This window comes from Rhodophyticola porphyridii (assembly GCF_003688285.1).
GTDB classification, from domain to species: domain Bacteria; phylum Pseudomonadota; class Alphaproteobacteria; order Rhodobacterales; family Rhodobacteraceae; genus Rhodophyticola; species Rhodophyticola porphyridii.
The window spans coordinates 96,537-118,741 of sequence record NZ_RCNT01000001.1 but is presented as its reverse complement, the minus strand read 5'-3'; the positions used below and the strand labels follow the sequence as shown (position 1 = coordinate 118,741).

Sequence of the window (22,205 nt, the reverse complement as noted above, 5' to 3'; positions counted from 1 at the left end):
GAAACCGGCAAGCGAGAACCTGAAACCGTTTTAAGTGCCTCATATCGCGGGAAATCGGGCCCAACCCCATTGACGCCGGGGCCCGATCCGCGACACTCAATAAAACACTTGAGCCTGCGGGCGGAGGGGATACTCTCTGCGCCCCGCTATCTGTCGGAGCCTGGGCATGAAAATCTCGATCGAACGCGCCACCTTGTTGAGCGCGGTAAGCCAAGCGCAATCCGTGGTCGAACGCCGCAACACCATCCCGATCCTCGCCAATGTGCTGATCGAGGCCGAGGGCGATACGGTCTCGTTCCGCGCGACGGATCTGGATATCGAGGTCGTCGACAAGATCAACGCTCAGGTCGAGCGGGCGGGTGCAACCACGGTCAATGCGGTCACGCTGCACGAGATCGTGCGCAAACTGCCCGATGGCGCCTTGGTGCGGCTGACAGACGATGGCGCGTCGGGGAGGTTGTCGGTGGAAGCCGGACGTTCGAATTTCTCGCTGGCCACGCTTCCGAAAGAGGATTTTCCGGTGATGACCTCCTCGGAATACTCGGCCAATTTCTCCGCGCCCGCTCCGGTCCTCCGGCGCCTCTTCGACAAATCGAAATTCGCCATCTCGACCGAGGAAACCCGCTACTATCTGAACGGCGTCTATTTCCATGTCGCCGATAGCGAGACCGGCAAGGTACTGCGGGCGGTGGCGACCGATGGTCATCGTCTGGCGCGGGTCGACGCGGCTCTGCCCGATGGCGCGGAAACGCTGCCCGGTGTGATCGTGCCCCGTAAAACCGTCGGCGAATTGCGCAAGCTTCTGGAAGATGACGAGGCCGAGATCGCCGTTTCGGTTTCGGAGACGAAAATCCGCTTCGCCACGCCGGAGATCACCCTGACCTCGAAGGTCATCGACGGGACATTCCCGGATTACTCCCGCGTCATTCCCACGGGCAACACCCGCAAGATGGAAGTCGATGCGAAGGATTTCGCCAAGGCGGTCGACAGGGTCGCCACGGTGTCCTCGGAACGCTCACGTGCGGTCAAGCTCCAGCTTGACGAGGACAGGCTGATCCTGTCCGTCAATGCCCCCGATAGCGGGAATGCCGAAGAGGAACTGGCCGTGGCCTATGCCGACGAGCGGCTGGAAATCGGGTTCAACGCGAAGTACCTGCTGGAAATCGCGTCGCAGGTCGACCGGGAAAATGCCGTGTTCCTGTTCAACTCCGCCGGCGACCCGACGCTGATGCAGGAAGGCGGCGACAGTTCAGCGGTCTATGTCGTCATGCCGATGCGTGTCTGAGGGGTGACGGGCCGGCGATCCACGTCTCCGGCGGGGATATCACGAAAAAAGAGAAGCGGCTGATATGAGCGCGCTTTACCTCTCCTCACTGGTCCTGTCGCATTTCCGCTCCCACAGACAGGCAAGGCTCGTTCTGGACGGGCGTCCCGTCGCGCTTCATGGCCCCAATGGTGCGGGCAAGACCAATATTCTGGAGGCGGTGTCGCTGCTGTCCCCCGGTCGGGGGTTGCGTCGGGCCAGCGCCGAAGAGATCGCGCGCAAGCCCGAAGGACTGGGGTGGAAGATCAGGGCAGAAGTGGCCGGCAGTCTGACCCATGACCTTGAAACCGGGGCCGAGGCCGCCCAGCCCCGTACGCTTCGCATCGACGGAAAATCGGCCCCGCAAACCCGGCTGGCGCGCATCCTGCGCATGGTCTGGCTTGTCCCCTCCCAGGACCGGCTCTGGATCGAGGGTGCCGAGGGGCGGCGGCGATTCTTCGACAGGATGACGATGAGTTTCACGCCGGACCATGCGGAGGCCGTGCTGGCCTATGACAAGGCCATGCGGGAGCGGAACCGGCTTCTGAAGGACATGGTAAGGGATGCCCATTGGTATGACGCCGTGGAAGCGCAGATGGCCGACAATGCGTCGAAAATCATCGCCAACCGCCGCGCCACGCTGGACCGGATCGCATCCGCGCAGGCCAATGCCGAAACCGTATTTCCCACGGCTGATCTTTCCTTGGACGAAGCGGAGGGCGGCGAGACGCTTGTTGCGCCCAACGATTTTGCGGCGGCATTCGCGCAGTTCCGCAGCCGCGACATGGCCGCGGGGCGGACCCTGATCGGACCTCATCGCAGCGACATCGCGGCGGTCTACGGCGCGAAGGGCGTGCCCGCGCCGCAATGCTCCACCGGCGAGCAGAAAGCGCTTCTGATCTCGCTCGTTCTCGCCAATGCGCGCGCGCTTCGCGAAGATACCGGCACCGCCCCGCTCGTTCTGCTCGATGAGGTTGCGGCCCATCTGGACGCCGCCCGCCGCGCCGCGCTGTTCGACGAGATTTGTGCGCTCGACACCCAGGCCTGGATGACTGGCACGGGGCCGGAGCTGTTCTCGGAGCTGGGCGCCCGCGCCCAGCATATTGCGGTGACTGAAGAGAACGGTGAAAGCATGGTGCACGGGCCCTGAGCGCAGTTGGCCCTGATCGTCGCGCGCCCGCTTGGCCCCGCACCGGCACCGTTCCGGTCACGCCCGGGATGGGCGCCATCTCGCACCCCAAATCTTGTGCCATTTGCGTGACATCACCCACTCCACTGCGTATATATTGCGCAGCAGAACGGGAAGAATAACATATGACCGAGCAAACCCCGCAGCCAGACGATTATGGCGCAGATTCCATCAAGGTTCTCAAAGGCTTGGAGGCGGTTCGCAAACGCCCCGGCATGTATATCGGCGACACGGACGATGGTTCGGGTCTTCACCACATGGTCTATGAGGTCGTCGATAACGGAATCGATGAGGCCCTTGCCGGCCATGCCGACGCGGTAAACGTTAAAATCCACGCCGATTCCAGCGTCTCCGTAAGCGATAATGGCCGAGGCATCCCGGTTGGCATCCACGAGGAGGAGGGCGTGTCCGCCGCCGAGGTCATCATGACCCAGCTCCATGCAGGGGGGAAGTTCGACCAGAATTCCTACAAGGTATCCGGCGGACTTCATGGCGTTGGCGTTTCGGTCGTCAATGCCTTGTCCGATTGGCTGGAACTCCGCATTTGGCGCGATGGCAAGGAACACCATGCCCGGTTCGAAGGCGGGTTCACAACCAAGCCATTGGAGGTTGTGGGCGACGCGAAAGGCCGGAAAGGCACCGAGGTTCACTTCATGGCCTCAACCGGTACGTTCTCGAACCTCGATTACTCGTTCAAGACGCTTGAAAACCGCCTGCGGGAGCTTGCCTTCCTGAACTCCGGCGTTCGCATCATCCTGGAAGACGAGCGTCCGGCTGAACCTCTCAAGTCCGAGCTGTATTACGAAGGTGGTGTCCGCGAATTCGTGCGGTATCTGGACCGCTCCAAAAGCTCCGCCATGGAGGAACCGATCTTCATTCAGGGGGAGCGGGATGGAATCGGGATCGAGGTCGCGATGTGGTGGAATGACAGCTACCATGAAACCGTCCTGCCGTTCACCAACAACATCCCGCAACGCGACGGCGGTACCCATCTCGCCGGCTTCCGGGGGGCCCTGACCCGCACGATCAACCTTTACGCGGGCTCGTCTGGTATCGCGAAGAAGGAGAAGATCAACTTCACCGGCGACGATGCGCGCGAAGGCCTGACATGCGTGCTGTCCGTCAAGGTGCCGGACCCGAAATTCTCCAGCCAAACCAAAGACAAACTGGTCAGCTCCGAGGTGCGCCCGGCCGTCGAGGGACTGATGAACGAGAAGCTGTCGGAATGGTTCGAAGAGCATCCGGCGGAGGCGCGTGTCATCGTCAGCAAGATCGTCGAAGCCGCACTTGCCCGCGAAGCCGCAAGGAAGGCGCGCGAGCTGACCCGCCGCAAGACCGCGATGGATGTGGCAAGCCTGCCCGGAAAACTGGCCGATTGCCAGGAGAAAGACCCCGCCAAATCCGAATTGTTCCTTGTCGAAGGCGATAGCGCCGGCGGCTCCGCGAAACAGGGCCGTTCACGGCAAAATCAGGCCGTGCTTCCGCTTCGGGGCAAGATCCTCAATGTGGAGCGGGCGCGGTTTGACCGGATGCTCGGCTCTCAGGAAATCGGCACACTGATCACCGCGCTTGGAACAGGCATCGGACGTGAAGAGTTCGATATTTCCAAGCTGCGCTATCACAAGATCATCATCATGACCGACGCGGATGTGGATGGCGCCCATATCCGGACGCTCCTGCTGACCTTCTTCTTCCGGCAGATGCCCGAGATCATCGAAGGCGGCTATCTCTACATCGCTCAACCGCCGCTTTACAAAGTCGCGCGCGGCAAATCCGAGGTCTACCTCAAGGATCAGGCCGCGCTTGACGATTATCTGATCCGGCAGGGGATCGAAGGCGCAACGCTCCGCCTGCCCTCAGGAGAGGAGATCGCCGGCGCCGATCTGGCGCGCGTGGTCGATGCCGCCCGCGCGTTCAAACGTGTGCTCGATGCGTTTCCCACCCATTATCCGCGCCGTATCCTGGAACAGGCCGCCATCGCGGGCGCCTTCGATCAGGGCCGGGTCGATGCCGATCTGCAGGGCGTCGCGGACGATGTCGCCAAGCGGCTGGACCTTGTTGCGGTGGAGTACGAACGCGGCTGGCAGGGCCGTATCACGCAGGACCACGGCATCCGCCTTTCCCGTGTCCTGCGCGGCGTGGAGGAGATCCGTACGCTTGACGGCGCGGTCCTGCGGTCTGGCGAGGCCCGCAAGCTCTCCTCCGTCTCCAAGGACAGCCGTGAGATTTACCGGGACCCGTCGCATCTCTCCCGCAAGGATCGCGATGTTCTGATCCACGGACCGACCGAGTTGCTGGAGGCCATTCTGGAGGAAGGTGCCAAGGGCCTGACCCTGCAACGATACAAGGGCTTGGGCGAAATGAACCCCGATCAGCTCTGGGAAACCACACTGGATCACGAGGCGCGGACATTGCTGCAGGTCAAGATCGACGACTTGGCCGAAGCTGATGACATCTTCACCAAACTGATGGGTGACGTGGTGGAGCCCCGCCGGGAGTTCATCCAGCAGAATGCGCTGAGCGTCGAGAACCTGGATTTCTGAGGCCGTTCCAGGTCGCCCGGCGACCACGGCGTTTTTTGCGTCGCGATTCCTTGGTTTTCGCCCGACAATCACCTCGCTGGTGTCGGGTCAGACCTTGTCTCAGCACTGATCCGTGCCGCTCGCCCGGAGCGCCCAGGTGCATCAGTGCAAGGTGACCGCAATTGCCGGAACTCACGGGTCGCGGAAGGCCGCGACAATCGGGACAGATACGCAGGAAAAATGGTGAGCCCTGCAGGATTCGAACCTGCGACCCACTGATTAAAAGTCAGTTGCTCTACCAACTGAGCTAAGGGCCCACACGAAGCGTCTACCTAGAAAAGCAGGTCCAAGCCGTCAAGCGGAAATCAATGCAAGGGATTTCAAATAAGTTACGATGCGTCTATATCCGCGCCCATGACCGTCAATGGGGCTGATATGGGCCTGCCTTTCATGAAAATGCATGGGCTGGGCAATGATTTCGTGGTGATCGACTCACGGCGCGACGGGGCCGTGATCACTCCGGATCTGGCGCAGGCCCTGGCGGATCGGCATCGCGGCATAGGTTTTGACCAGCTCGCCATCATCGAAGAGGATCAGACGCCCGGCCCGCTGAACGAAAGCAACGATCCCCTGCCGGCAGCGGAGAGGCCTCACGTCGCGCTCCGTTTTCTGAATGCGGACGGATCGGTCTCTGCCGCCTGCGGAAACGCGACCAGATGTATCGCCCGGTGGGTGATGGATACCGAGCGGCTTTCCGACCTGAGGATTCGCACCGAACGCGGGCTCTTGCGCGCCGTGGATGCGGGCAATGGGCTGACTTCCGTCAACATGGGCCAGCCGCAACTGGGCTGGCGCGAGATACCTCTGGCGAAGGATCTGGACACGCTGCACCTGCCAGTGGAAGGCGATCCGGTCGCGACCGGCATGGGCAATCCGCATTGCACCTTTTTCGTCGCAGATGCGGAAGCAGTCGATCTGGAAGCGCGCGGCGCGGAAATGGAACATCACCCGCTCTACCCGGAGCGGACGAATGTGCAGTTTGCCCATCTGATCGCACCCGATCATCTGCGGATGCGGGTCTGGGAACGGGGGGTCGGAGTGACGCTCGCCTCGGGCTCTTCCTCCTGCGCGGTCGCGGTCGCGGCCGCGCGCCGCGGGCTGACGGGGCGCACGGTGAAGATCGCCCTTGATGGCGGAGAGATCACGGTGGACTGGCGCGAGGATGGCGTCTGGATGACCGGCCCCACGACACATGTGTTCACCGGCACGATCACGCCCGAATTTCTGGAGACGCTCTGATGGATCGCCGCGCGCCCGTGTTCCATACGCTTGGATGCCGACTGAACGCCTATGAGACAGAAGCGATGAAAGAGCTGTCGGCAAATGCCGGTCTTGGCGACACCGTGGTCGTCAATACCTGCGCCGTGACCGCCGAGGCCGTGCGCAAGGCCCGTCAGGAAATCCGCAAGCTTCGCCGGGAAAACCCCGATGCCACGCTGATCGTGACCGGATGCGCAGCGCAGACCGAACCGCAGACCTTCGCCAGGATGACGGAGGTGGATCGCGTCATCGGGAATACCGAAAAGATGCAGCCGCAGACCTGGCGCAACCTGGCCGGCGCAAATTTCATCGGCGCGACAGAAAAGGTGCAGGTGGACGACATCATGTCGGTGACCGAAACCGCCGGCCATCTGATCGACGGGTTCGGCACCCGCTCCCGCGCCTATGTGCAGGTCCAGAACGGCTGCGATCATCGGTGTACGTTTTGCATAATCCCCTACGGGCGGGGCAATTCGCGCTCCGTGCCGGCGGGCGTTGTGGTCGACCAGATCAAACGGCTTGTCGAGCGCGGATATAACGAGGTCGTGCTGACGGGGGTCGATCTGACCTCCTGGGGGGCGGATTTGCCGGCAGCGCCACGGCTTGGCGATCTTGTCATGCGGATCCTGAAACTGGTGCCCGATCTGCCACGCCTCCGGATAAGTTCCATCGATTCGATCGAGGTGGATCCGAACCTGATGCAGGCCATAGCGACCGAAAACCGGCTGATGCCGCATCTGCATCTGAGCCTTCAGCATGGCGACGACCTGATCCTGAAGCGGATGAAACGGCGTCATCTGCGGGACGATGCAATCCGGTTCTGCGAAGAGGCGCGTCGCCTGCGCCCGGAAATGACGTTTGGCGCCGACATCATCGCGGGCTTTCCGACCGAGAGCGAGGCGCATTTTGAAAACTCGCTCAGGCTGATCGACGATTGTGGCCTGACATGGCTGCATGTCTTTCCGTATTCGCCACGTGAAGGGACGCCCGCCGCGCGCATGCCGGCGGTGGATGGACGGGATGTTAAGGCCCGCGCTGCCCGTCTTCGCGCAGCCGGTGCGACGCGCGTAGAGGCGCATCTGAGCGCGCAGATCGGGCAGGCCCATCAGGTGCTGATGGAATCTCCGCGCATGGGCCGGACCGAGCAATTCGCGGAAGTGGCGTTCACCAGTGACCAGCCGGAAAGTCGGATCGTGACCGCGACGATCAAGGGCAAGTCGGGCAATCAGCTCTTGGCATAGCCCCGTGCCGTTTCCCATTCTCTATTCCTTCCGTCGCTGCCCCTACGCAATCCGCGCACGGCTGGCGATTGCCAGCGCAGGCGTCAGAGTGGCGCTTCGCGAGGTGGTTCTGCGTAGCAAGCCGGAGGCGTTTCTCGCCGCGTCGCCTTCCGCCACGGTGCCCTGTCTGGTTAAGGATGACGGCGAGAGCATCGATGAAAGCCTCGACATCATGCTCTGGGCGCTTGAGCGGAACGATCCCGAGAGCTTGCTGGAAATGCCAAACGCCGGGATGACGCTGATCGCCCAGTGTGACGGCCCGTTCAAATCAGCGCTGGACCATACGAAATACGCCAGCCGCCATCCCGATCTCGACGCTGAGGCGGAAAGAGCGCAGGCGATGGCGTTCATTGTGGCGCTCGATGCGCGTCTGGACGGCAGCCTCTGGATCTTCGGCGAAACGCCCAGTTTGGCCGATCTGGCGATCCTGCCGTTCATTCGCCAATTCGCGATGATCGACAAGACGAGGTTCGATGCGGAGGCGGGTGCGGATGTCCGCCGCTGGCTGGATGGCTTTCTGGTGTCCGAGCGTCTTGCCGCGGTCATGGCGAAACATCCTCAATGGGCGCCGGGTGATGCGGAGATTGCCTTTCCCGGCTGAGCCGCTCTTGCCTATGCGGCACCGATCGGCAAGGTCATGACGAGAGGAGGCCCTGCGATGCATCCAAACCCCGCCTTCAGGTCCGAGCCCCGAACCTGTAACCTGAATTTCGCCCGGGAGCGGGGGTTCGGGACCCTCAGCATCAATGCGGACCAGGGCCCTCTGATCTCCCATATCCCGTTCATTCTGAACGAGGCCGGGACGGAGGCAGAGTTGCATCTGGTCCGCTCCAACCCGATTGCGCGCGCGGTGACCGCGCCGACGCCGGCGGTGATCGCGGTCACCGGGGCTGACGGATACATCTCGCCCGACTGGTACGCGGTGGCCGATCAGGTTCCGACATGGAACTACGTGGCCGTGCATCTGCGCGGAACGCTGCACCCGATGGATCACGGGCTGATGCGGGCGCAGCTGGACAAGCTCTCAAGCCATTTCGAGGAAATGCTGCGCCCCAAACCCGTCTGGACCGCCGACAAGATGACCAAAGACGTGCTGGAGCGGATGATGCGGCAGATCTTGCCGTTTCGTTTCGATATCGCGGAGGTGCACGGGACATGGAAGCTCGGGCAAAACAAGCCGGACGCGGTGCGCGAGGCGGCGGCCCGGCATCTGAATGCGTCGCCCGTTGGTCAGGAAACCGCGCTCTTGACCGCCCTGATGCTGGGTGTGCGGAACGCGGAATAGACAGCCAGGCGCAGGCGTCCTACATATGAACTAACACCAAAAGCTGGAGGATCCCATGCCGTTTCCCGTTGCCCCGATCGCCGGATTCGCCCTCCGTTACGGGTCCGTGGCTCTGGTTGCCTATGCCGCCGCGCGCTACGCAGCGCCGGCGCGCCGGGATCAGCGCGTCGAAGACGCTATGGACGAAACCCCGGAAGGATTCTGCTTGCGCCGCGATGATGAGCAGGTCAACGGTTCCGCCCGCTGGACCCGCACCTACCGGTTCGGGCAGACTGGCCCGGGCGTGGAAATAGATGCAACCGGCTTCGCCCGTATCAAGGTCAGGCGTCTGAAATGATGGAACTTCTCGGCTCTCCAGCCTCTCCTTTCGTCCGCAAATGCCTTGTTGTTCTGGCCGAGACCGGCCAGGACGACGTGATCTTCACAGAAGTGGCGACGACGCCGATGGATACCGCCGCCGCGGCAGCCGCGGCCAATCCGCTTGGCAAGATCCCGTCCCTGATCCGCGATGGCGGCCCGACGCTTTATGACAGCCGGGTCATCACGCGATTTCTGGACCACAGGGCGCAGGCGGGCCTTTATCCCGAAACCCGGCTCTGGGAGACACTGACACTGGAGGCGACGGCCGAAGGCATCATGGATGCCGCGGTGACCTTGGTCTATGAAAAGCGCTTTCGCCCGGAAGAGTTTTGGTATCAACCTTGGCTCGATGCGCAGTGGACCAAGGTCACCCGGGCTCTCGATGCGCTCGAAAGCCGTTGGATGAGCCATCTTCACGGGCCCCTGGATATGGGGCAGATCGCCGTGGCCTGCGCCCTTGGGTATCTCGATTTCCGTCATGGGGCCAACGACTGGCGCAAGGGTCGGGACGGACTGGCCGCCTGGTATGAAGCCTTTGCCGCGCGTCCGTCCATGCAAGGCACGGTGCAACCGGCTGCATGAGAGTGTTCCGCGTCACGACCGCCGATGACATGGCCGGTTGCCATATGGTCCGCCAGACAGTCTTTATGGACGAGCAGGGGGTCACCGCAGCGGAGGAATGGGACGGGCTGGACGACCAGTGCCTACATTTTCTTGCCGAGAATGACGACGGCCCTGCAGCCACCGCGCGGGTGCTGCCGGTAGGCGATGGCGTGGCCAAGATCCAGCGGGTGGCCGTGACGCGGGCCCATCGCGGCACAGGCCTCGGCATGCAGTTGATGCTGGCGATACTGGAAGACCTGAAGGCCGGCGGCGTCGCGACCGTAACACTGGATTCGCAGACCTACGCGATCCCGTTTTATGAAAGGCTGGGCTTTGTCGCCGAGGGGCCGGAGTTCGAGGATGCCGGTATTCCGCACCGGCATATGACGCGCGCGCTCTAGCCATCGAACAGGCCGGCATGCGCCTTGCGCAATGCCGCCTTTTGCACCTTTCCCATCGTGTTGCGCGGCAGGGCGTCGACGAAAATCACCTTTTTGGGGTGCTTGAACCTGGCCAGATCCCCGGCGATACCCGCAAGCAGCTCGGACCCGGTCAGGTCTGCCGATCCGTCCGCCACGACAATGGCCACCACCGCCTCCCCGAAATCCGGGTGCGGCACCCCGATCACGGCGCTTTCCAGCACGCCGGGCAGATCGTCTATCAGGCTTTCCACTTCTTTCGGATAAATGTTGAAACCGCCGGAAATGATCAGATCCTTCGCGCGCCCCACGATCGTTATGTATCCATCCGTATCCACCCGGCCCAGATCGCCGGTGATAAACCAGCCGTCCGGGCGCAGCTCTTCAGCGGTTTTCTCGGGCATCCGCCAATAGCCGGAAAAGACATTGGGGCCACGCACTTCGATCATCCCCGTTTCGCCGGTGGGCATTTCGACACCGTCCTCGCCCATGATCCGCAGCTCGACATCGGGCAGGGCGAACCCCACGGTGCCCGGGCGACGCTCGCCGTCATAGGGGTTGGAGGTGTTCATGTTCGTTTCCGTCATCCCATATCGCTCCAGAATGCGGTGGCCGGTGCGGCGCTCCCAGTCACGATGCGTTTCTGCCAGAAGCGGGGCCGAGCCCGAGATGAAAAGGCGCATACTGGCCGCGCGGTCCCGCGTCAGACGCGGATCGGCCAAAAGCCGGGTGTAAAAGGTCGGCACACCCATCATCGTGGTGGCGTTCGGCATCGCCTCCAGAATGGCATCGGCGTCGAACCCGGGCAGAAAAATCAGCGACGCTCCGGACAGCAGCGCCACATTGCTTGCCACGAACAGACCATGGGTATGAAAGATCGGCAGCGCATGGACAAGCACATCGCTTTCCGTGAACCGCCAGAGATCGGCAAGGGTCCGGCTGTTCGACAGCAGCGCATGATGGCTGAGCATCGCGCCCTTACTGCGGCCCGTGGTCCCGGAGGTATAGAGGATCGCGGCCATGTCGTCGGGGCCCCGCGGAACGGGAAATACCATCGGGGCGGCCTGAGCCTGCGCATGGGTCAGCGTGCCCTGACCCCGCCGGTCAAGGGTCAGGAGGGTCTGCGTACCCGCCTGCGTTGCAGCAGCGCGCAACATCTCCCGTTTCGTGGGATCGCAGACAAAGACCCGTGGCGTGGCATCATTCAGAAAATAGGAAAGCTCCGTCTCGGTATAGGCCGTGTTCAGCGGCAGAAAGAGACCTCCCGCCATGACCGTCCCGAGATAGAGCTCCAGCGCCGACAGAGACTTCTCCACCTGCACGGCCACGCGCTCGCCCGGGGACACGCCGAAACCGCGCAACACGCCTGCCATGCGCGCCGCCCCCTCCGCCAGTTCCCCGAGTGTCTGAATCCGGCCATCGGCATCCGTCGCAAAAATGGCCTCCGGCCGATGTGAAGCCTGCCGCAAAAGCGCGTCGCAAAGATGATTGGCCATGATGCGCCTCTTTTTCCGGGGTCGCGCCTGCGCCCGGATATGCTCTTATCAAACCAGACAATTGGAACGAAACAGGCAAAGATCGCCGAAATCCGCCCGATATTGTCATTTCCCGCGAAAAAGCGTGATTTTCCCTGCGACACTTCGGCCCGGCTGCGCGCGTTTGTCCGCTGGACGGCTATACTCGCATTCCATAAACACCTCCAAGATGGGCGGCGGACGGATTCCGTCGCCCTACAGCCTATTCCGGCCCGCATACCGGGCCCATGATGAGGGAGACGCGCACCGTGTCACATGCAGAAGATCCTCACAGCTCGCGCCGCGACTTTCTGTTCTATGCAACAGGCGGTGTAGGTGCCGTCGCGACCGGCGCCGCTGTCTGGCCGCTGATCAACCAGATGAACCCTTCGGCCGACGTGCAGGCCGCGTCCACTCTGCGGGTGGATATCGCTGACGTTCCGGTCGGTTCCCAGCTTACGGTTCTGTTCCTCGGCAAACCGATTTTCATCCGTCACCGGGCCGAAGACGAGATCGAGGCAGCCCGGGCCGTTCCGCTGGACGATCTTGTCGACCCGATCGCCCGGAACCCGAATATTGAGGGAGAGGTCGAGGCGCTGGATGAAAACCGTGCCCTGGCCCCATTCGGCGATAGCGAGAACACCGGCGAGTGGCTGGTGATGTGGGGCGTGTGCACCCATCTCGGCTGCGTCCCGCTTGGTGACGGCGCGGGTGATTTTGGCGGTTGGTTCTGCCCCTGCCACGGGTCTCACTACGATACATCCGGCCGCATCCGTCGCGGCCCCGCTCCGGAAAACCTTCCGGTTCCTGTCGCGTCCTTCGTGGACGAAACAACCATTCTATTGGGTTAAGGAGGAAGACATGTCCGGAATTCCCCACGACCATTACGAGCCCAAGTCCAACGGCGAAAAGTGGCTCCACCGGCGCCTGCCGATCGTGTCGCTCATGTACGACACCCTGATGATCCCCACACCCAAGAACCTCAACTGGATGTGGATTTGGGGGATCGTGCTGGTGTTCTGTCTCGTGATGCAGATCATCACCGGCGTCGTGCTTGTCATGCACTACACACCCCATGTGGACATGGCCTTCGCCTCGGTCGAGCATATCATGCGCAACGTGAACGGCGGATGGGCTCTGCGCTACATCCACCAGAACGGCGCATCGCTGTTCTTCATCGCGGTCTACATGCATATCTTCCGTGGTCTCTATTACGGGTCCTACAAGGCCCCGCGTGAAATCACATGGATCATCGGCATGCTGATCTACCTGCTGATGATGGCAACGGCCTTCATGGGCTATGTTCTGCCCTGGGGTCAGATGTCGTTCTGGGGAGCCACGGTCATCACCGGTCTCTTCGGCGCCATCCCCTTCGTGGGCGACGCGATCCAGACCTGGCTTCTGGGTGGGCCCGCGGTGGACAACGCCACGCTGAACCGCTTCCTGTCGCTGCATTATCTGTTGCCCTTCGTGATTCTGGGCCTGGTGATCGTGCATGTCTGGGCCTTCCACACCACGGGTAACAACAACCCCACAGGTGTCGAAGTTCGCCGCACGTCGCGGAAAGAGGCCGATGCGGACACGCTGCCGTTCTGGCCATATTTCGTGATCAAGGACCTGTTTGCGCTCGCCGTGATCCTGATCGGCTTCTTCGCCGTGGTGGGCTTCATGCCCAACTTCCTCGGTCACCCCGATAACTATATCGAGGCGAACCCGATGATTACGCCCGCGCATATTGTGCCGGAATGGTACTTCCTGCCGTTCTACGCGGTTCTGCGGGCCTTTGACGGCGATGTCTGGGTAGTGATCGCAGCCAGCTTCCTGACCGGTGGCATCGTGAACGCGGCCTTCTTTGGCGTCATCGCGATGTTCGGCGCGATCGTGGTCCTGGCACTTGTGCCATGGCTCGATACCTCCTCGGTGCGCTCGGGCCGCTACCGGCCGATGTTCAAGTGGTTCTTCTGGATCTTCATCCTGAACTTCTTCCTTCTGATGTGGGTTGGAGCAAGACCGGCGGAAGGGATCTATCCCTATATCGCGCTTGTTGGTTCGGCTTACTGGTTTGCGTATTTCCTGCTGATCCTGCCGATCCTCGGCGTGATCGAGAAACCGCTGCCCCAGCCGGAAACGATCGAAGAAGACTTCAATGCCCATTACGGCCCCGAGGCACAGGGCGGCACGTCCGCTCCGGTCTCCAATCCGGCTGAGTGAAGAAAGGACGACGCTGACATGTTCAGGAACCTTGCCCTTAGCACGCTGACGGCGCTGGCCCTTTCAACCGGGGGGGCCATCGCGGCAGGCGGCGCCGGTCATGTGACAGATTACGACTTCTCCTTCGAGGGGCCGTTCGGAACCTATGACCAGAACCAGCTACAGCGCGGATTGCAGATCTACACCGAGGTCTGCGCGGCCTGCCACGGCTTGCAGTTCGTACCGATCCGCACCCTTGGGGATGAAAACGGCCCGGGACTGCCCGAGGAACAGGTGCGCGCCTATGCCGAGTTCTTCGAGATCTATGACCCGGCCATCGAAGACTGGAGGCCGGCCACGCCGAACGACCACTTCCCGGGCTCCAATCTGGAAACCGCGCCCGACCTCAGCCTGATGGCCAAGGCACGTGCCGGGTTTCACGGGCCCGCAGGGCTTGCACTGAACCCGCTCTTCCGTGGGATCGGCGGCGCGGAATATATCGCGTCCCTGCTGGTCTATTATACCGGTGAGGAAGTCGAGCAGGCCGGAACGATCCTCTACGAGAACGAGACGTTCGAGGGTGGTCTCATCTCCATGGCGCCTCCGCTCTGGGACGGGGCTGTGGAGTTCAACGACGGCTCACCCAATGATGTGGTAAGCATGTCACAGGACGTGGCCGCATTCCTGATGTGGACTGCGGAGCCGAAGATGATGGAACGCAAGCAGATGGGTTTTGTGTCCGTCATCCTTCTCACGATCCTGTCTGTTCTTTTGTACCTTACCAACAAACGTATCTGGGCCCCGGTCAAGCACCGGACCAGGTCGGATACACCGGCCGAGTAAGCAAACTCCCGGATCGGAAAAAACGCGCCCCCCGGGGCGCGTTTTACATTCAGAGCCAGGGTCGGATCAGCGCCGGCGGATCGGCAAGGATGTCATCCAGCGGCCCCTGCAAAACGATCCGTCCGCTTTCCAGCAGGCAAAGATCGGTGCAAAGCCCGGACACGTCCCGCAGGTCATGCGTCACCATCGCAAGGGTCAGCTTTGTCCGGTCGCATAATGCCGCAACCAGATCCAGCATCTCGCGCCGCAGGCCCGGATCCAGAGCCGAAAACGGCTCGTCCATGAGGGCCAGCGGCTGGTCCCTGAGCAGCATCCGGGCCAGCGCCACCCGCGATTGCTGCCCGCCCGACAGAGACCCGGGCAAGCGGCTCTCCATCCCGTCCATGCCCACCTGCGCAAGGCTGTCCGAAACCCGGGCGCGTTGATCGCCATCAAGCCGCAGATCGCTGCGCAGGCCAAGGGCGACATTGTCGAAAACGCTGAGATGCGGAAACAGGTTGCTGTCCTGAAAGAGAATGCTCAACGGCCGGTCGGCGACACTCGCCCGGCTACGGTCCAAGCCACCGATGATGACTTTCCCCTCATCCGGCAGAACGAAACCGGCAATCAGGTTCAGCAGCGTGGATTTCCCGCTGCCCGATGCGCCCAGAACGGCCAGCCGCCGACCGGGTTCCAGCGTAAGATCGGCCCGTAGCGTGAAGCCATCCAGCTTCGTGACCGTGTGTTCAAGCCGTAGCACGCAACCGCCCTCCCCGATCAAAAACCCAGAACAGGGCGAGACTGAGCGCCAGAAGAAGCAGGGCCGCTCCCTGAGCGTCGTCGGTGCGATACGACCCCATAAGCCGGTACATCTCCAAAGGCAGGGTTCCTTGTGCGGGCGAGGAGAAAAGTGCGATCACCCCGAGATCCCCCATCGACAGAGCCGCCGAGAGGCCCGCACCAAATCCGAGAGACGGCCAGATGCGCGGCAGAATTGCATGACGCAGCCGGTCGACTCCTTTCAGCCCGAGCGCATCGGCCAGGCGGCCCTGAGAGGCTTCTGCCTGCTGAATGGCGGGAAGCAGGGCGCGCAGCAGGAAGGGCAGACTCATCAGCGCATTGACAAGACCGGTGATCGGCAAGGCCAGCGCCACGGGATTGGCGATCGGGTTCAGGATCAGAAATGCCCCTGTACCGATCACCAGAGGCGAGATCGCGATGCTGAGCGCGCCGATCAATTCGAGGCCCGTACGTGTCCGCCGGGCCATCAGGGCGGCCATGGGCAGCGCAAGCGCCAGTGCCAGTGCCGCCGATGCCGTGGCCAGAACAAGAGAACGAAGCGCCGCATGCCAGACCGAAGGCGGCAATCCCGCCATCGCGTCCACGCCGCGGCCCACAAGCGCCAGAAGCGGCAAGACCAGAAAAAGCGCGGCCAGCAGGATTATCAGCCCGTCTGCAAACCGCCCGCGCCCCACAAATGCCTCCCATTGCATCGGCTCGCGATCGAGACTGCCGCCAAGGACACGCGGAATTGCGAAACGCAGAACCAGAAGTGCGGCCACGGCACAGATACCGACCTGCACGGCACCCAGCATCGCCGCCCGTCCCAGATCGAAATCGAACCGGAAGGCCTGATAGATCGCCAGTTCTATCGTGGTCGCACGGGGCCCGCCACCAAGGATCAGGGCCACGGCGAAGCTGCTGGTGCAGATCAGGAAGATCACGAGAAAGGCGCCGGGCGCTGTGGCGCGCAGCATCGGAACTTCGAAATGACGCCGGATATCCCGGGCGGTGAAGCCCAGGGAGGATGCAAGCCGCACACGCTCCGTCGGGATTGCCAGCCAGCCCTGCAGGAACAGCCTTACGGCGAGCGGCAGGTTGAAGAAGACATGCGCCAGAACGACACCATGCAGCCCGTAGATCTCGATCGGCGGCAAACCCACCAGATCAAGCACCTGGCTGAACCAGCCATTGCGCCCGAACACCGCAAGCAAGCCGAAAACGGCCACAATAACCGGGAGGATGAACGGGGCGCCCATGAGCGTCACCAGAAGCCGCCGGCCCGGAAACACACGCCGTGCAAGCGTACGCGCGACAGGAATTGCCAAACCAACACTCAACGCGGCAGACAGAAGCGCCTGAAGAACCGTAAACCGGATCGCGGCCCAGTCAGCGCCAGTCAGCCGCGCGGCTTCCTCAGCCCGCAGCGCAACCGCGGCGAGAGGCCCCAGAAGAACCAGCGCGACCCCGGCGGCAACACATCCGCCGAGGCCTTGCAGGAATGTCAGCGGCTGAGCGCGGTCAGCCATGTATTCAACGCATCGGCCCGAAGGGCCGCCGCGGTGGCCGGGTCGAAAAGCAGTGCCCGCTCCGGTACGATCAGGGTATCGAACCCGTCCGGCAGGGCATCCACGGGCAATGCGGCCGGATACATCCAGTTCGTGGTCGGGATGATGGACTGAAATCTTTCCGTCAGCATGAAGTCCAGAAACGCACGGGCCAGATCGGGCTGATCACTGCCTGCGAGCATACCGGCCACCTCGATCTGAAGGTAGTGCCCTTCCTCGAAGGCAGCAGCGGCCTTGCTGTCATCCTCTTCCGCGATCAGGTGATAGGCCGGAGAGGTGGTATAGGACAGCACCATATCCGCCTCCCCCTCAAGAAACAGATCATAGGCCTCGGACCAGCCGGGCGTGACCGTGACGATATTGTCCGCAAGGCCGCTCCATATCGCGCCGGCCTCGTCACCATGGGCCGCAGCGACCCACATCAGCAGCCCCAGACCGGGGGTGGAGGAGCGCGGATCCTGGATCACGATCCGCGCCTCACTTTCCGCAAGCTCGGCAAAGCTGCCGGGCACGTCTTGCATATCTGTGTTGTGAACGAATGCGAAGTAACCCCAGTCATAGGGAAGAAACGTCTCGCTTTGCCACGCCACGGGCAGGGTCAGCTCCGGAACGGCCACATTATGGGGGGCAAAAAGGCCGGATTGCATGGCTGAATCCATCAGATTCGTATCGAGACCCAGAACCACATCGGCATCCGAGTTCGCACCCTCTAGCCGGACCCGCGCCAGCAGTGCCGCGCCGTCGCCCGCGCCCGTGAACTGCACGTCGCAGCCGCAGGTTTCTTCGAAAGCCTGCTCGATCTGCGGGCCGGGCCCCCATTCGGCGACAAAACTGTCATAGGAATAAATCGACAATACGGGAGTATCCGCCGCAGCCGCCGCTGCGATCAGAGAAAACGCCGTTGCCATGATGGTGTGTCTCATCTCACGCCTCCATTGCGCCGGGCGAAGTGAGGCTGAGACCCTGGGCCTTTACCTTCCCTCCGCCGGTCCTAACCGGTTCAGGTTCTACGGGTTCGCTTGCTGCATCTCAGGCCCGATGGGCCACCCCGAGGTGTCTTTAGCGGTATCCGCGATGCCCCCGGACCGCAAGGCGAATCTTGCCTCCCGGAAAACTAGTTTAACATTAAACAAGTTTTGAGGATCGGGTTGACCCTTGGCATTCCGGCTTTCTGCGGCTAACTCCGGAAAGCAACCGAGGGCAGTTTTCCGATGTCACTGAACAGCTTTGGCCATCTCTTCCGCGTCACGACCTGGGGCGAAAGCCACGGGCCCGCACTTGGCGCAACGATCGACGGCTGCCCGCCCGGTGTCCCGGTCGAGCCGGCCGATCTGCAACGCTGGCTGGACCGGCGCAAACCGGGACAGAGCAAATACACCACCCAACGGCGCGAAGCCGACGCGGTCGAGATTCTCTCGGGCGTCTATGAGGGCCGCAGCACCGGCACACCGATCCAGCTGATGATCCGCAACACCGACCAGCGTTCCAAGGATTATGGCGATATCGCCGAGAAATTCCGCCCCGGCCATGCGGACATCACCTATTGGCAGAAATATGGCATCCGTGATCCGCGCGGCGGCGGGAGATCCTCTGCGCGGGAGACGGCGGCGCGGGTGGCCGCAGGCGGTGTCGCACGCGCGGCGCTGAACATGCTGCTGCCCGACGTGAAGATCACCGGATACATGGTGCAGATGGGCCCGCATCCCATCGACCGCACCCGCATCGACCTTGCCGAGATCGACCGGAACCCGTTCTGGACGCCAGACGCGCAGGCCGTCGAGCTTTGGGCCGGCTACCTTGATGCTTTGCGTAAATCCGGCGACAGCGTCGGCGCCGTGATCGAGGTGGCGGCCTCGGGCCTGCCCGCCGGTCTGGGCGCGCCGGTTTATGGCAAGCTGGATACCGATCTTGCCGCCGCCTGCATGTCGATCAACGCGGTCAAAGCCGTAGAGATCGGGGACGGGATGGCCGCCGCGGCCCTGACCGGCAGCGAAAATGCCGACGAGATTTCCATGGGCCCCGATGGCCCGATCTACAGTTCCAATCACGCGGGCGGCATTCTGGGCGGCATTTCGACCGGTCAGGATGTGGTCGTGCGCTTTGCGGTCAAGCCCACCTCCAGCATTCTCACTCCGCGCAAGACTATCACCAAATCGGGCGAAGCGACGGAGATCATCACCAAGGGACGTCACGACCCATGCGTCGGTATCCGCGCGGTCCCGGTGGGGGAAGCGATGGTGGCCTGCGTCCTGCTGGACCATGTGCTGCTGCATCGCGGGCAGGTGGGCGATGCCGGGGGACGTATCGGGTGAGCGCCGCTTTCATCTGCCGGCCATACCAGCCACATGATTTCGCCCGAATCTGAAGGCATGACTGCGGTCAGGGGGCGGCTGGCTGGAGCGGCAAGTTGCGAATTGCAGATTTCATACTATCGGAGGCCGGCGCGCTGAAACTCAGATGGACGGTGCTGACGGTTGCCTGCGTGGGCGTTGCCCTCGTGACGGTTTCGGCGGTTGCATCCGGTGTCGAAGACCTCTCGACCGGGCTTCAGACCGATCTGGCATCGCCGGGACTGTTCAGGGATCTGACGCAGGCCATTGTTTCCGGTATCGGCTGAGGCCCCGTGAGGGTGAGGCCCTGCGCGGGTCTGCGAAAGGCCGCCGAATATCTCCGTAAACAGTTCGTTTCCACGGAGTTCACCTACAGTCCCAAGCGTTAAGGTTAACAGTTTCTGTTACGGATACAATGCGCGGAGGGCGCCATCTTCTTGCCTTTATTTGGCCACGTTTCGACGAAATGCGTCGAAATTGGGGTACATTAAAGGATGTCTTATGTTGTTTTTGAGTAATGCCGCGCGGCGGGCTGGAGCCGTGTCGGTGGATTGGTCCCTGGCATTTGCAGGTCTTGTGGCTCTTGGTCTGGCTTCCGGCGCAGCGATCAAATCGGGGTTTGGCGGGGCGGATGCCGCCACCGGATGGAACCTGAGCGGTGTTCCCATTCTCGGTGAGGCCGACAGTCTTGTCGCGGCAGAGGATTTCGCCTCGGGCGCGCCCGGCTGGCAGGGCGGCCGCTTCGAAGACAGCGCGCTTGGCTTCGGCGGCATACTGGGGCGCTTCGGCGGCAGCAATGGCGTCGAAACCGTGTCCAAGACCTATAATCTCGACACAAGCCGCTCCCATGTTCTGATCAGTTTCGACCTTCACGCCATAGATGACTGGGCATTGGAGGAGGTCGTGTTCTACATGAACGGCACCGCCATCGCACGGCGAAGCTTCACCACGCGGCCTGAAATGATGGCCCGCCAATCCTTGTCGCTGCACGCTGTCGATGGCGTGAGGATAGAAACCAGTACCCGGCCCCCCAACCGGCCGGACCGGGGTTATGCAAGCGGAACCCCGGGGGCCGAGGACCAGACGGTTCAGGTTCAGGTGATTGCCGAAACCCCCGGCGAAACCTTGCGGATCGGCTTCGGCTCCACCCTGTCGGAGGATGTCGACACCGCAAGTTGGGCGATCGACAATCTGCGGGTAATCTCGACCGACGCGCCCCCGGTTTGAGCCGTGCCGCGTCACATTCCATGGGCGGCCGCCGGTGCCGCCGGGCAGGTCTGCCACAATTCAGCCGAATTGTACGAGGCGTTTCACCATCAGCGCCGCCATGTGGCGCCTGCGGGCGGCCACCGCTCCAGATCTTTACGGGGGGCTCGGGCTGATCTCCTGTTGGGGCCGCTAGGCCTTCACCCGCGACAGTTGAACCGCCAGAATACCGCCTGCGATGATCGCCACGCCGATCACGTCGGCCAGGCCCAGACGCTCGCTGAGCAGCAGCGCGGCTATCGCGACACCGAAGAACGGGTTGAGGAAATGAAAAGTCGCGGCGCGTGTCGGTCCGATGCGGCCCACCAGAATGAACCAGATCCATGTAGCCAGAAGACCGGGGACAAAACTGGTGTAGAGGAAAGCGACGATCAACTGCCAGGACCAGGTCACCGACCAGGGCTCCAGCGCCGCAGCAAAGGGCAAAAGCGCCAGACCGCCCACCAGAATCTGCAGCGACACAATCATCAGCAGGTTTTTGCCATCCGACGACGCGCTGCGCACGGCCAGGGTCGCAACGGTCAAGGCCACCGCCCCCAGCAGGCAGAGGGTCAGGCCAACGCCGTCCGCACCCATGGTCAGACGATCGCCCATGATCAGGGCCACCCCGCCAAACCCCGCACACAGGCCAAGTACGCCCATGAGCGGCAGTCTTTCGCGAAAAACGATCCAGTTGGCGGCCGCAACCATCAGCGGCATGGTCGATGCGATGATAGCGGCCACCGACGCCTCGATCCATTGCATCGCCACGAATTTCAAACCCAGGTAAATCGCGTTCTGACACACCCCGAAAATCAGCACCGCGCGCCACTGGCCGCGACTGATCCGCCATGTCTGTCCAAGCCAGACCGCCAGACCGACACCGACAAGCCCGGAAAGCGCATATCGCAGCACGAGGGCGGTCAGCGGCGGCGCGGCCTCCACGATGATCCGGGCCGAGGTAAAGGCCGATGACCAGATCAGCGCAAAGCCGAGACCAAGCAGGATCGCGCGCAGGTCCATCGTGATTGCCTTACTTCAGTGAAAAAGGGTCGCCCGCAACCGGGCGACCCTTTCATGTCTTGCCTGCGTCGGCAATCAGCCGTTCACGCTGTCTTTCAGGGCTTTCGCGATGGTCACCTTGACCACTTTGTCGGCATCCTTGTGGATCTGCTCGCCCGTTGCGGGGTTGCGCACCATGCGGGCGGGCCGTTCACGGCAATAAACCTTGCCAACACCGGGGATGGTGGCGGCGCCACCATTGGACACTTCTTTGGTCACGACCGAAGCGATTGCATCCAGCGCAGCGCTTGCGGTTTTCTTGTCACTGCCCATCTCGTCGGCCAGGGCGGCAACCAGTTGGGTCTTGGTCATGGGTTTCTGTGCCATGGGTTTGTTCTCCTTTACTGCCCGAACCCTAGGGCTCGTTGGCGCAAAACTACCCGAATATTGTAGGAACACACAACGCTTTGTGT

22 protein-coding genes, 1 tRNA gene and 1 riboswitch are annotated in these 22,205 nt (G+C 62.4%); of the genes, 16 read left to right on the top strand and 7 right to left on the bottom strand.

Features of this window, described 5'->3' with window-relative positions; genetic code table 11:
* Positions 1-166: 166 nt before the first annotated feature.
* The 3 genes from dnaN (at position 167) to gyrB (ending at position 5,035) form a co-directional block, all read left to right on the top strand.
* Complete coding sequence (gene dnaN, locus D9R08_RS00585; RefSeq protein WP_121896073.1) at positions 167-1,285, top strand: DNA polymerase III subunit beta; 1,119 nt, start codon at positions 167-169, stop codon at positions 1,283-1,285.
* A gap of 64 nt (positions 1,286-1,349) precedes the next feature.
* A complete protein-coding gene (gene recF, locus D9R08_RS00580) occupies positions 1,350-2,453 on the top strand; it encodes a DNA replication/repair protein RecF (protein ID WP_121896072.1) in 1,104 nt (367 codons plus the stop codon).
* A 164-nt stretch (positions 2,454-2,617) separates the two neighbouring features.
* A complete protein-coding gene (gyrB, locus tag D9R08_RS00575) occupies positions 2,618-5,035 on the top strand; it encodes a DNA topoisomerase (ATP-hydrolyzing) subunit B (RefSeq protein ID WP_121896071.1) in 2,418 nt (805 codons plus the stop codon).
* Positions 5,036-5,255: 220 nt separating this feature from the next.
* On the opposite strand, the gene D9R08_RS00570 is transcribed toward gyrB, so the two are convergent.
* Positions 5,256-5,331, bottom strand: a tRNA-Lys gene (locus D9R08_RS00570).
* Positions 5,332-5,428: 97 nt separating this feature from the next.
* Here D9R08_RS00570 and dapF point away from each other — a divergent pair.
* Genes dapF through D9R08_RS00535 form a run of 7 tightly spaced genes read left to right on the top strand, consistent with a single transcriptional unit; the run spans position 5,429 to position 10,263 of the window.
* The gene (gene dapF, locus D9R08_RS00565; protein ID WP_121896070.1) at positions 5,429-6,313 is read left to right on the top strand and encodes a diaminopimelate epimerase; all 885 of its coding nucleotides are present in this window, start codon (positions 5,429-5,431) and stop codon (positions 6,311-6,313) included.
* Entirely contained in the window at positions 6,313-7,575 is a 1,263-nt protein-coding gene (gene mtaB / locus D9R08_RS00560) for a tRNA (N(6)-L-threonylcarbamoyladenosine(37)-C(2))-methylthiotransferase MtaB (RefSeq protein ID WP_121896069.1), read from the top strand. The genes dapF and mtaB overlap by 1 nt, the downstream gene beginning before the upstream one ends.
* Before the next feature lie 4 nt (positions 7,576-7,579).
* A complete protein-coding gene (locus D9R08_RS00555; protein WP_121896068.1) occupies positions 7,580-8,215 on the top strand; it encodes a glutathione S-transferase in 636 nt (211 codons plus the stop codon).
* Between the two features lie 57 nt (positions 8,216-8,272).
* Positions 8,273-8,899, top strand: a complete 627-nt coding sequence (locus D9R08_RS00550) for an FMN-binding negative transcriptional regulator (RefSeq protein WP_121896067.1) — start codon at positions 8,273-8,275, stop codon at positions 8,897-8,899.
* Positions 8,900-8,954: 55 nt separating this feature from the next.
* Positions 8,955-9,236, top strand: coding sequence for a hypothetical protein (locus D9R08_RS00545; protein ID WP_121896066.1), 282 nt, complete (start codon positions 8,955-8,957; stop codon positions 9,234-9,236).
* A complete protein-coding gene (locus D9R08_RS00540) occupies positions 9,236-9,841 on the top strand; it encodes a glutathione S-transferase family protein (RefSeq protein WP_121896766.1) in 606 nt (201 codons plus the stop codon). The genes D9R08_RS00545 and D9R08_RS00540 overlap by 1 nt, the downstream gene beginning before the upstream one ends.
* Positions 9,838-10,263 carry a GNAT family N-acetyltransferase gene (locus tag D9R08_RS00535; RefSeq protein WP_121896065.1) on the top strand — a complete coding sequence of 142 codons (426 nt, stop codon included), beginning with the start codon at positions 9,838-9,840 and terminating at the stop codon, positions 10,261-10,263. Before D9R08_RS00540 ends, D9R08_RS00535 begins: the two co-directional genes overlap by 4 nt.
* Here D9R08_RS00535 and D9R08_RS00530 read toward each other — a convergent pair.
* Entirely contained in the window at positions 10,260-11,777 is a 1,518-nt protein-coding gene (locus D9R08_RS00530) for a malonate--CoA ligase (protein ID WP_121896064.1), read from the bottom strand. The genes D9R08_RS00535 and D9R08_RS00530 overlap by 4 nt on opposite strands.
* 287 nt (positions 11,778-12,064) lie before the next feature.
* Here D9R08_RS00530 and petA point away from each other — a divergent pair, with 287 nt between their 5' ends.
* Genes petA through D9R08_RS00515 form a run of 3 tightly spaced genes read left to right on the top strand, consistent with a single transcriptional unit; the run spans position 12,065 to position 14,828 of the window.
* Positions 12,065-12,646: a ubiquinol-cytochrome c reductase iron-sulfur subunit gene (gene petA / locus D9R08_RS00525; protein WP_121896765.1), complete on the top strand. Its 582-nt coding sequence runs from the start codon at positions 12,065-12,067 to the stop codon at positions 12,644-12,646.
* A 10-nt stretch (positions 12,647-12,656) separates the two neighbouring features.
* Positions 12,657-14,006, top strand: coding sequence for a cytochrome b (locus D9R08_RS00520; RefSeq protein ID WP_121896063.1), 1,350 nt, complete (start codon positions 12,657-12,659; stop codon positions 14,004-14,006).
* 18 nt (positions 14,007-14,024) lie between these two features.
* Positions 14,025-14,828 carry a cytochrome c1 gene (locus tag D9R08_RS00515; RefSeq protein ID WP_121896062.1) on the top strand — a complete coding sequence of 268 codons (804 nt, stop codon included), beginning with the start codon at positions 14,025-14,027 and terminating at the stop codon, positions 14,826-14,828.
* A gap of 49 nt (positions 14,829-14,877) precedes the next feature.
* Here the strand turns inward: D9R08_RS00515 and D9R08_RS00510 are convergent, their stop codons facing one another.
* Genes D9R08_RS00510 through thiB form a run of 3 tightly spaced genes read right to left on the bottom strand, consistent with a single transcriptional unit; the run spans position 14,878 to position 18,078 of the window.
* Positions 14,878-15,567: a thiamine ABC transporter ATP-binding protein gene (locus D9R08_RS00510; RefSeq protein WP_121896061.1), complete on the bottom strand. Its 690-nt coding sequence runs from the start codon at positions 15,565-15,567 to the stop codon at positions 14,878-14,880.
* Entirely contained in the window at positions 15,554-17,116 is a 1,563-nt protein-coding gene (locus tag D9R08_RS00505; protein WP_121896060.1) for a thiamine/thiamine pyrophosphate ABC transporter permease ThiP, read from the bottom strand. The genes D9R08_RS00510 and D9R08_RS00505 overlap by 14 nt, the downstream gene beginning before the upstream one ends.
* Positions 17,092-18,078, bottom strand: coding sequence for a thiamine ABC transporter substrate binding subunit (gene thiB, locus D9R08_RS00500; protein ID WP_121896059.1), 987 nt, complete (start codon positions 18,076-18,078; stop codon positions 17,092-17,094). Before thiB ends, D9R08_RS00505 begins: the two co-directional genes overlap by 25 nt.
* A gap of 37 nt (positions 18,079-18,115) precedes the next feature.
* A riboswitch (TPP riboswitch) is annotated at positions 18,116-18,216 on the bottom strand.
* Positions 18,217-18,366: 150 nt separating this feature from the next.
* Between thiB and aroC the strand changes: the two genes are divergently transcribed.
* From aroC to D9R08_RS00485, 3 genes are all read left to right on the top strand, one after another.
* Positions 18,367-19,467 (top strand): chorismate synthase, encoded by a 1,101-nt coding sequence (gene aroC / locus D9R08_RS00495; protein ID WP_121896058.1) that lies wholly within the window; start codon positions 18,367-18,369, stop codon positions 19,465-19,467.
* A gap of 95 nt (positions 19,468-19,562) precedes the next feature.
* Positions 19,563-19,772 (top strand): hypothetical protein, encoded by a 210-nt coding sequence (locus D9R08_RS00490; protein ID WP_121896057.1) that lies wholly within the window; start codon positions 19,563-19,565, stop codon positions 19,770-19,772.
* A 259-nt stretch (positions 19,773-20,031) separates the two neighbouring features.
* On the top strand, positions 20,032-20,712 hold the full coding sequence (locus D9R08_RS00485; protein WP_147450597.1) for a hypothetical protein: 681 nt from the start codon (positions 20,032-20,034) through the stop codon (positions 20,710-20,712).
* Between the two features lie 171 nt (positions 20,713-20,883).
* Here D9R08_RS00485 and D9R08_RS00480 read toward each other — a convergent pair whose 3' ends face one another.
* Both D9R08_RS00480 and D9R08_RS00475 read right to left on the bottom strand, forming a co-directional pair.
* Positions 20,884-21,753 carry a DMT family transporter gene (locus D9R08_RS00480; RefSeq protein ID WP_121896055.1) on the bottom strand — a complete coding sequence of 290 codons (870 nt, stop codon included), beginning with the start codon at positions 21,751-21,753 and terminating at the stop codon, positions 20,884-20,886.
* Positions 21,754-21,828: 75 nt separating this feature from the next.
* Positions 21,829-22,119, bottom strand: coding sequence for an HU family DNA-binding protein (locus tag D9R08_RS00475; protein ID WP_121896054.1), 291 nt, complete (start codon positions 22,117-22,119; stop codon positions 21,829-21,831).
* Positions 22,120-22,205: the final 86 nt, after the last annotated feature.

Coding starts and splice junctions, on each gene's coding strand:
- D9R08_RS00540 (WP_121896766.1), top strand. CDS start 9,236: ATGGAACTTCTCGGCTCTCCAGCCTCTCCTTTCGTCCGCAAATGCCTT.
- D9R08_RS00530 (WP_121896064.1), bottom strand. CDS start 11,777: ATGGCCAATCATCTTTGCGACGCGCTTTTGCGGCAGGCTTCACATCGG.
- D9R08_RS00515 (WP_121896062.1), top strand. CDS start 14,025: ATGTTCAGGAACCTTGCCCTTAGCACGCTGACGGCGCTGGCCCTTTCA.
- D9R08_RS00475 (WP_121896054.1), bottom strand. CDS start 22,119: ATGGCACAGAAACCCATGACCAAGACCCAACTGGTTGCCGCCCTGGCC.
- D9R08_RS00550 (WP_121896067.1), top strand. CDS start 8,273: ATGCATCCAAACCCCGCCTTCAGGTCCGAGCCCCGAACCTGTAACCTG.
- recF (WP_121896072.1), top strand. CDS start 1,350: ATGAGCGCGCTTTACCTCTCCTCACTGGTCCTGTCGCATTTCCGCTCC.
- D9R08_RS00480 (WP_121896055.1), bottom strand. CDS start 21,753: ATGGACCTGCGCGCGATCCTGCTTGGTCTCGGCTTTGCGCTGATCTGG.
- D9R08_RS00520 (WP_121896063.1), top strand. CDS start 12,657: ATGTCCGGAATTCCCCACGACCATTACGAGCCCAAGTCCAACGGCGAA.
- mtaB (WP_121896069.1), top strand. CDS start 6,313: ATGGATCGCCGCGCGCCCGTGTTCCATACGCTTGGATGCCGACTGAAC.
- dnaN (WP_121896073.1), top strand. CDS start 167: ATGAAAATCTCGATCGAACGCGCCACCTTGTTGAGCGCGGTAAGCCAA.
- D9R08_RS00535 (WP_121896065.1), top strand. CDS start 9,838: ATGAGAGTGTTCCGCGTCACGACCGCCGATGACATGGCCGGTTGCCAT.
- aroC (WP_121896058.1), top strand. CDS start 18,367: ATGTCACTGAACAGCTTTGGCCATCTCTTCCGCGTCACGACCTGGGGC.
- thiB (WP_121896059.1), bottom strand. CDS start 18,078: ATGAGACACACCATCATGGCAACGGCGTTTTCTCTGATCGCAGCGGCG.
- D9R08_RS00505 (WP_121896060.1), bottom strand. CDS start 17,116: ATGGCTGACCGCGCTCAGCCGCTGACATTCCTGCAAGGCCTCGGCGGA.
- gyrB (WP_121896071.1), top strand. CDS start 2,618: ATGACCGAGCAAACCCCGCAGCCAGACGATTATGGCGCAGATTCCATC.
- dapF (WP_121896070.1), top strand. CDS start 5,429: ATGACCGTCAATGGGGCTGATATGGGCCTGCCTTTCATGAAAATGCAT.
- D9R08_RS00545 (WP_121896066.1), top strand. CDS start 8,955: ATGCCGTTTCCCGTTGCCCCGATCGCCGGATTCGCCCTCCGTTACGGG.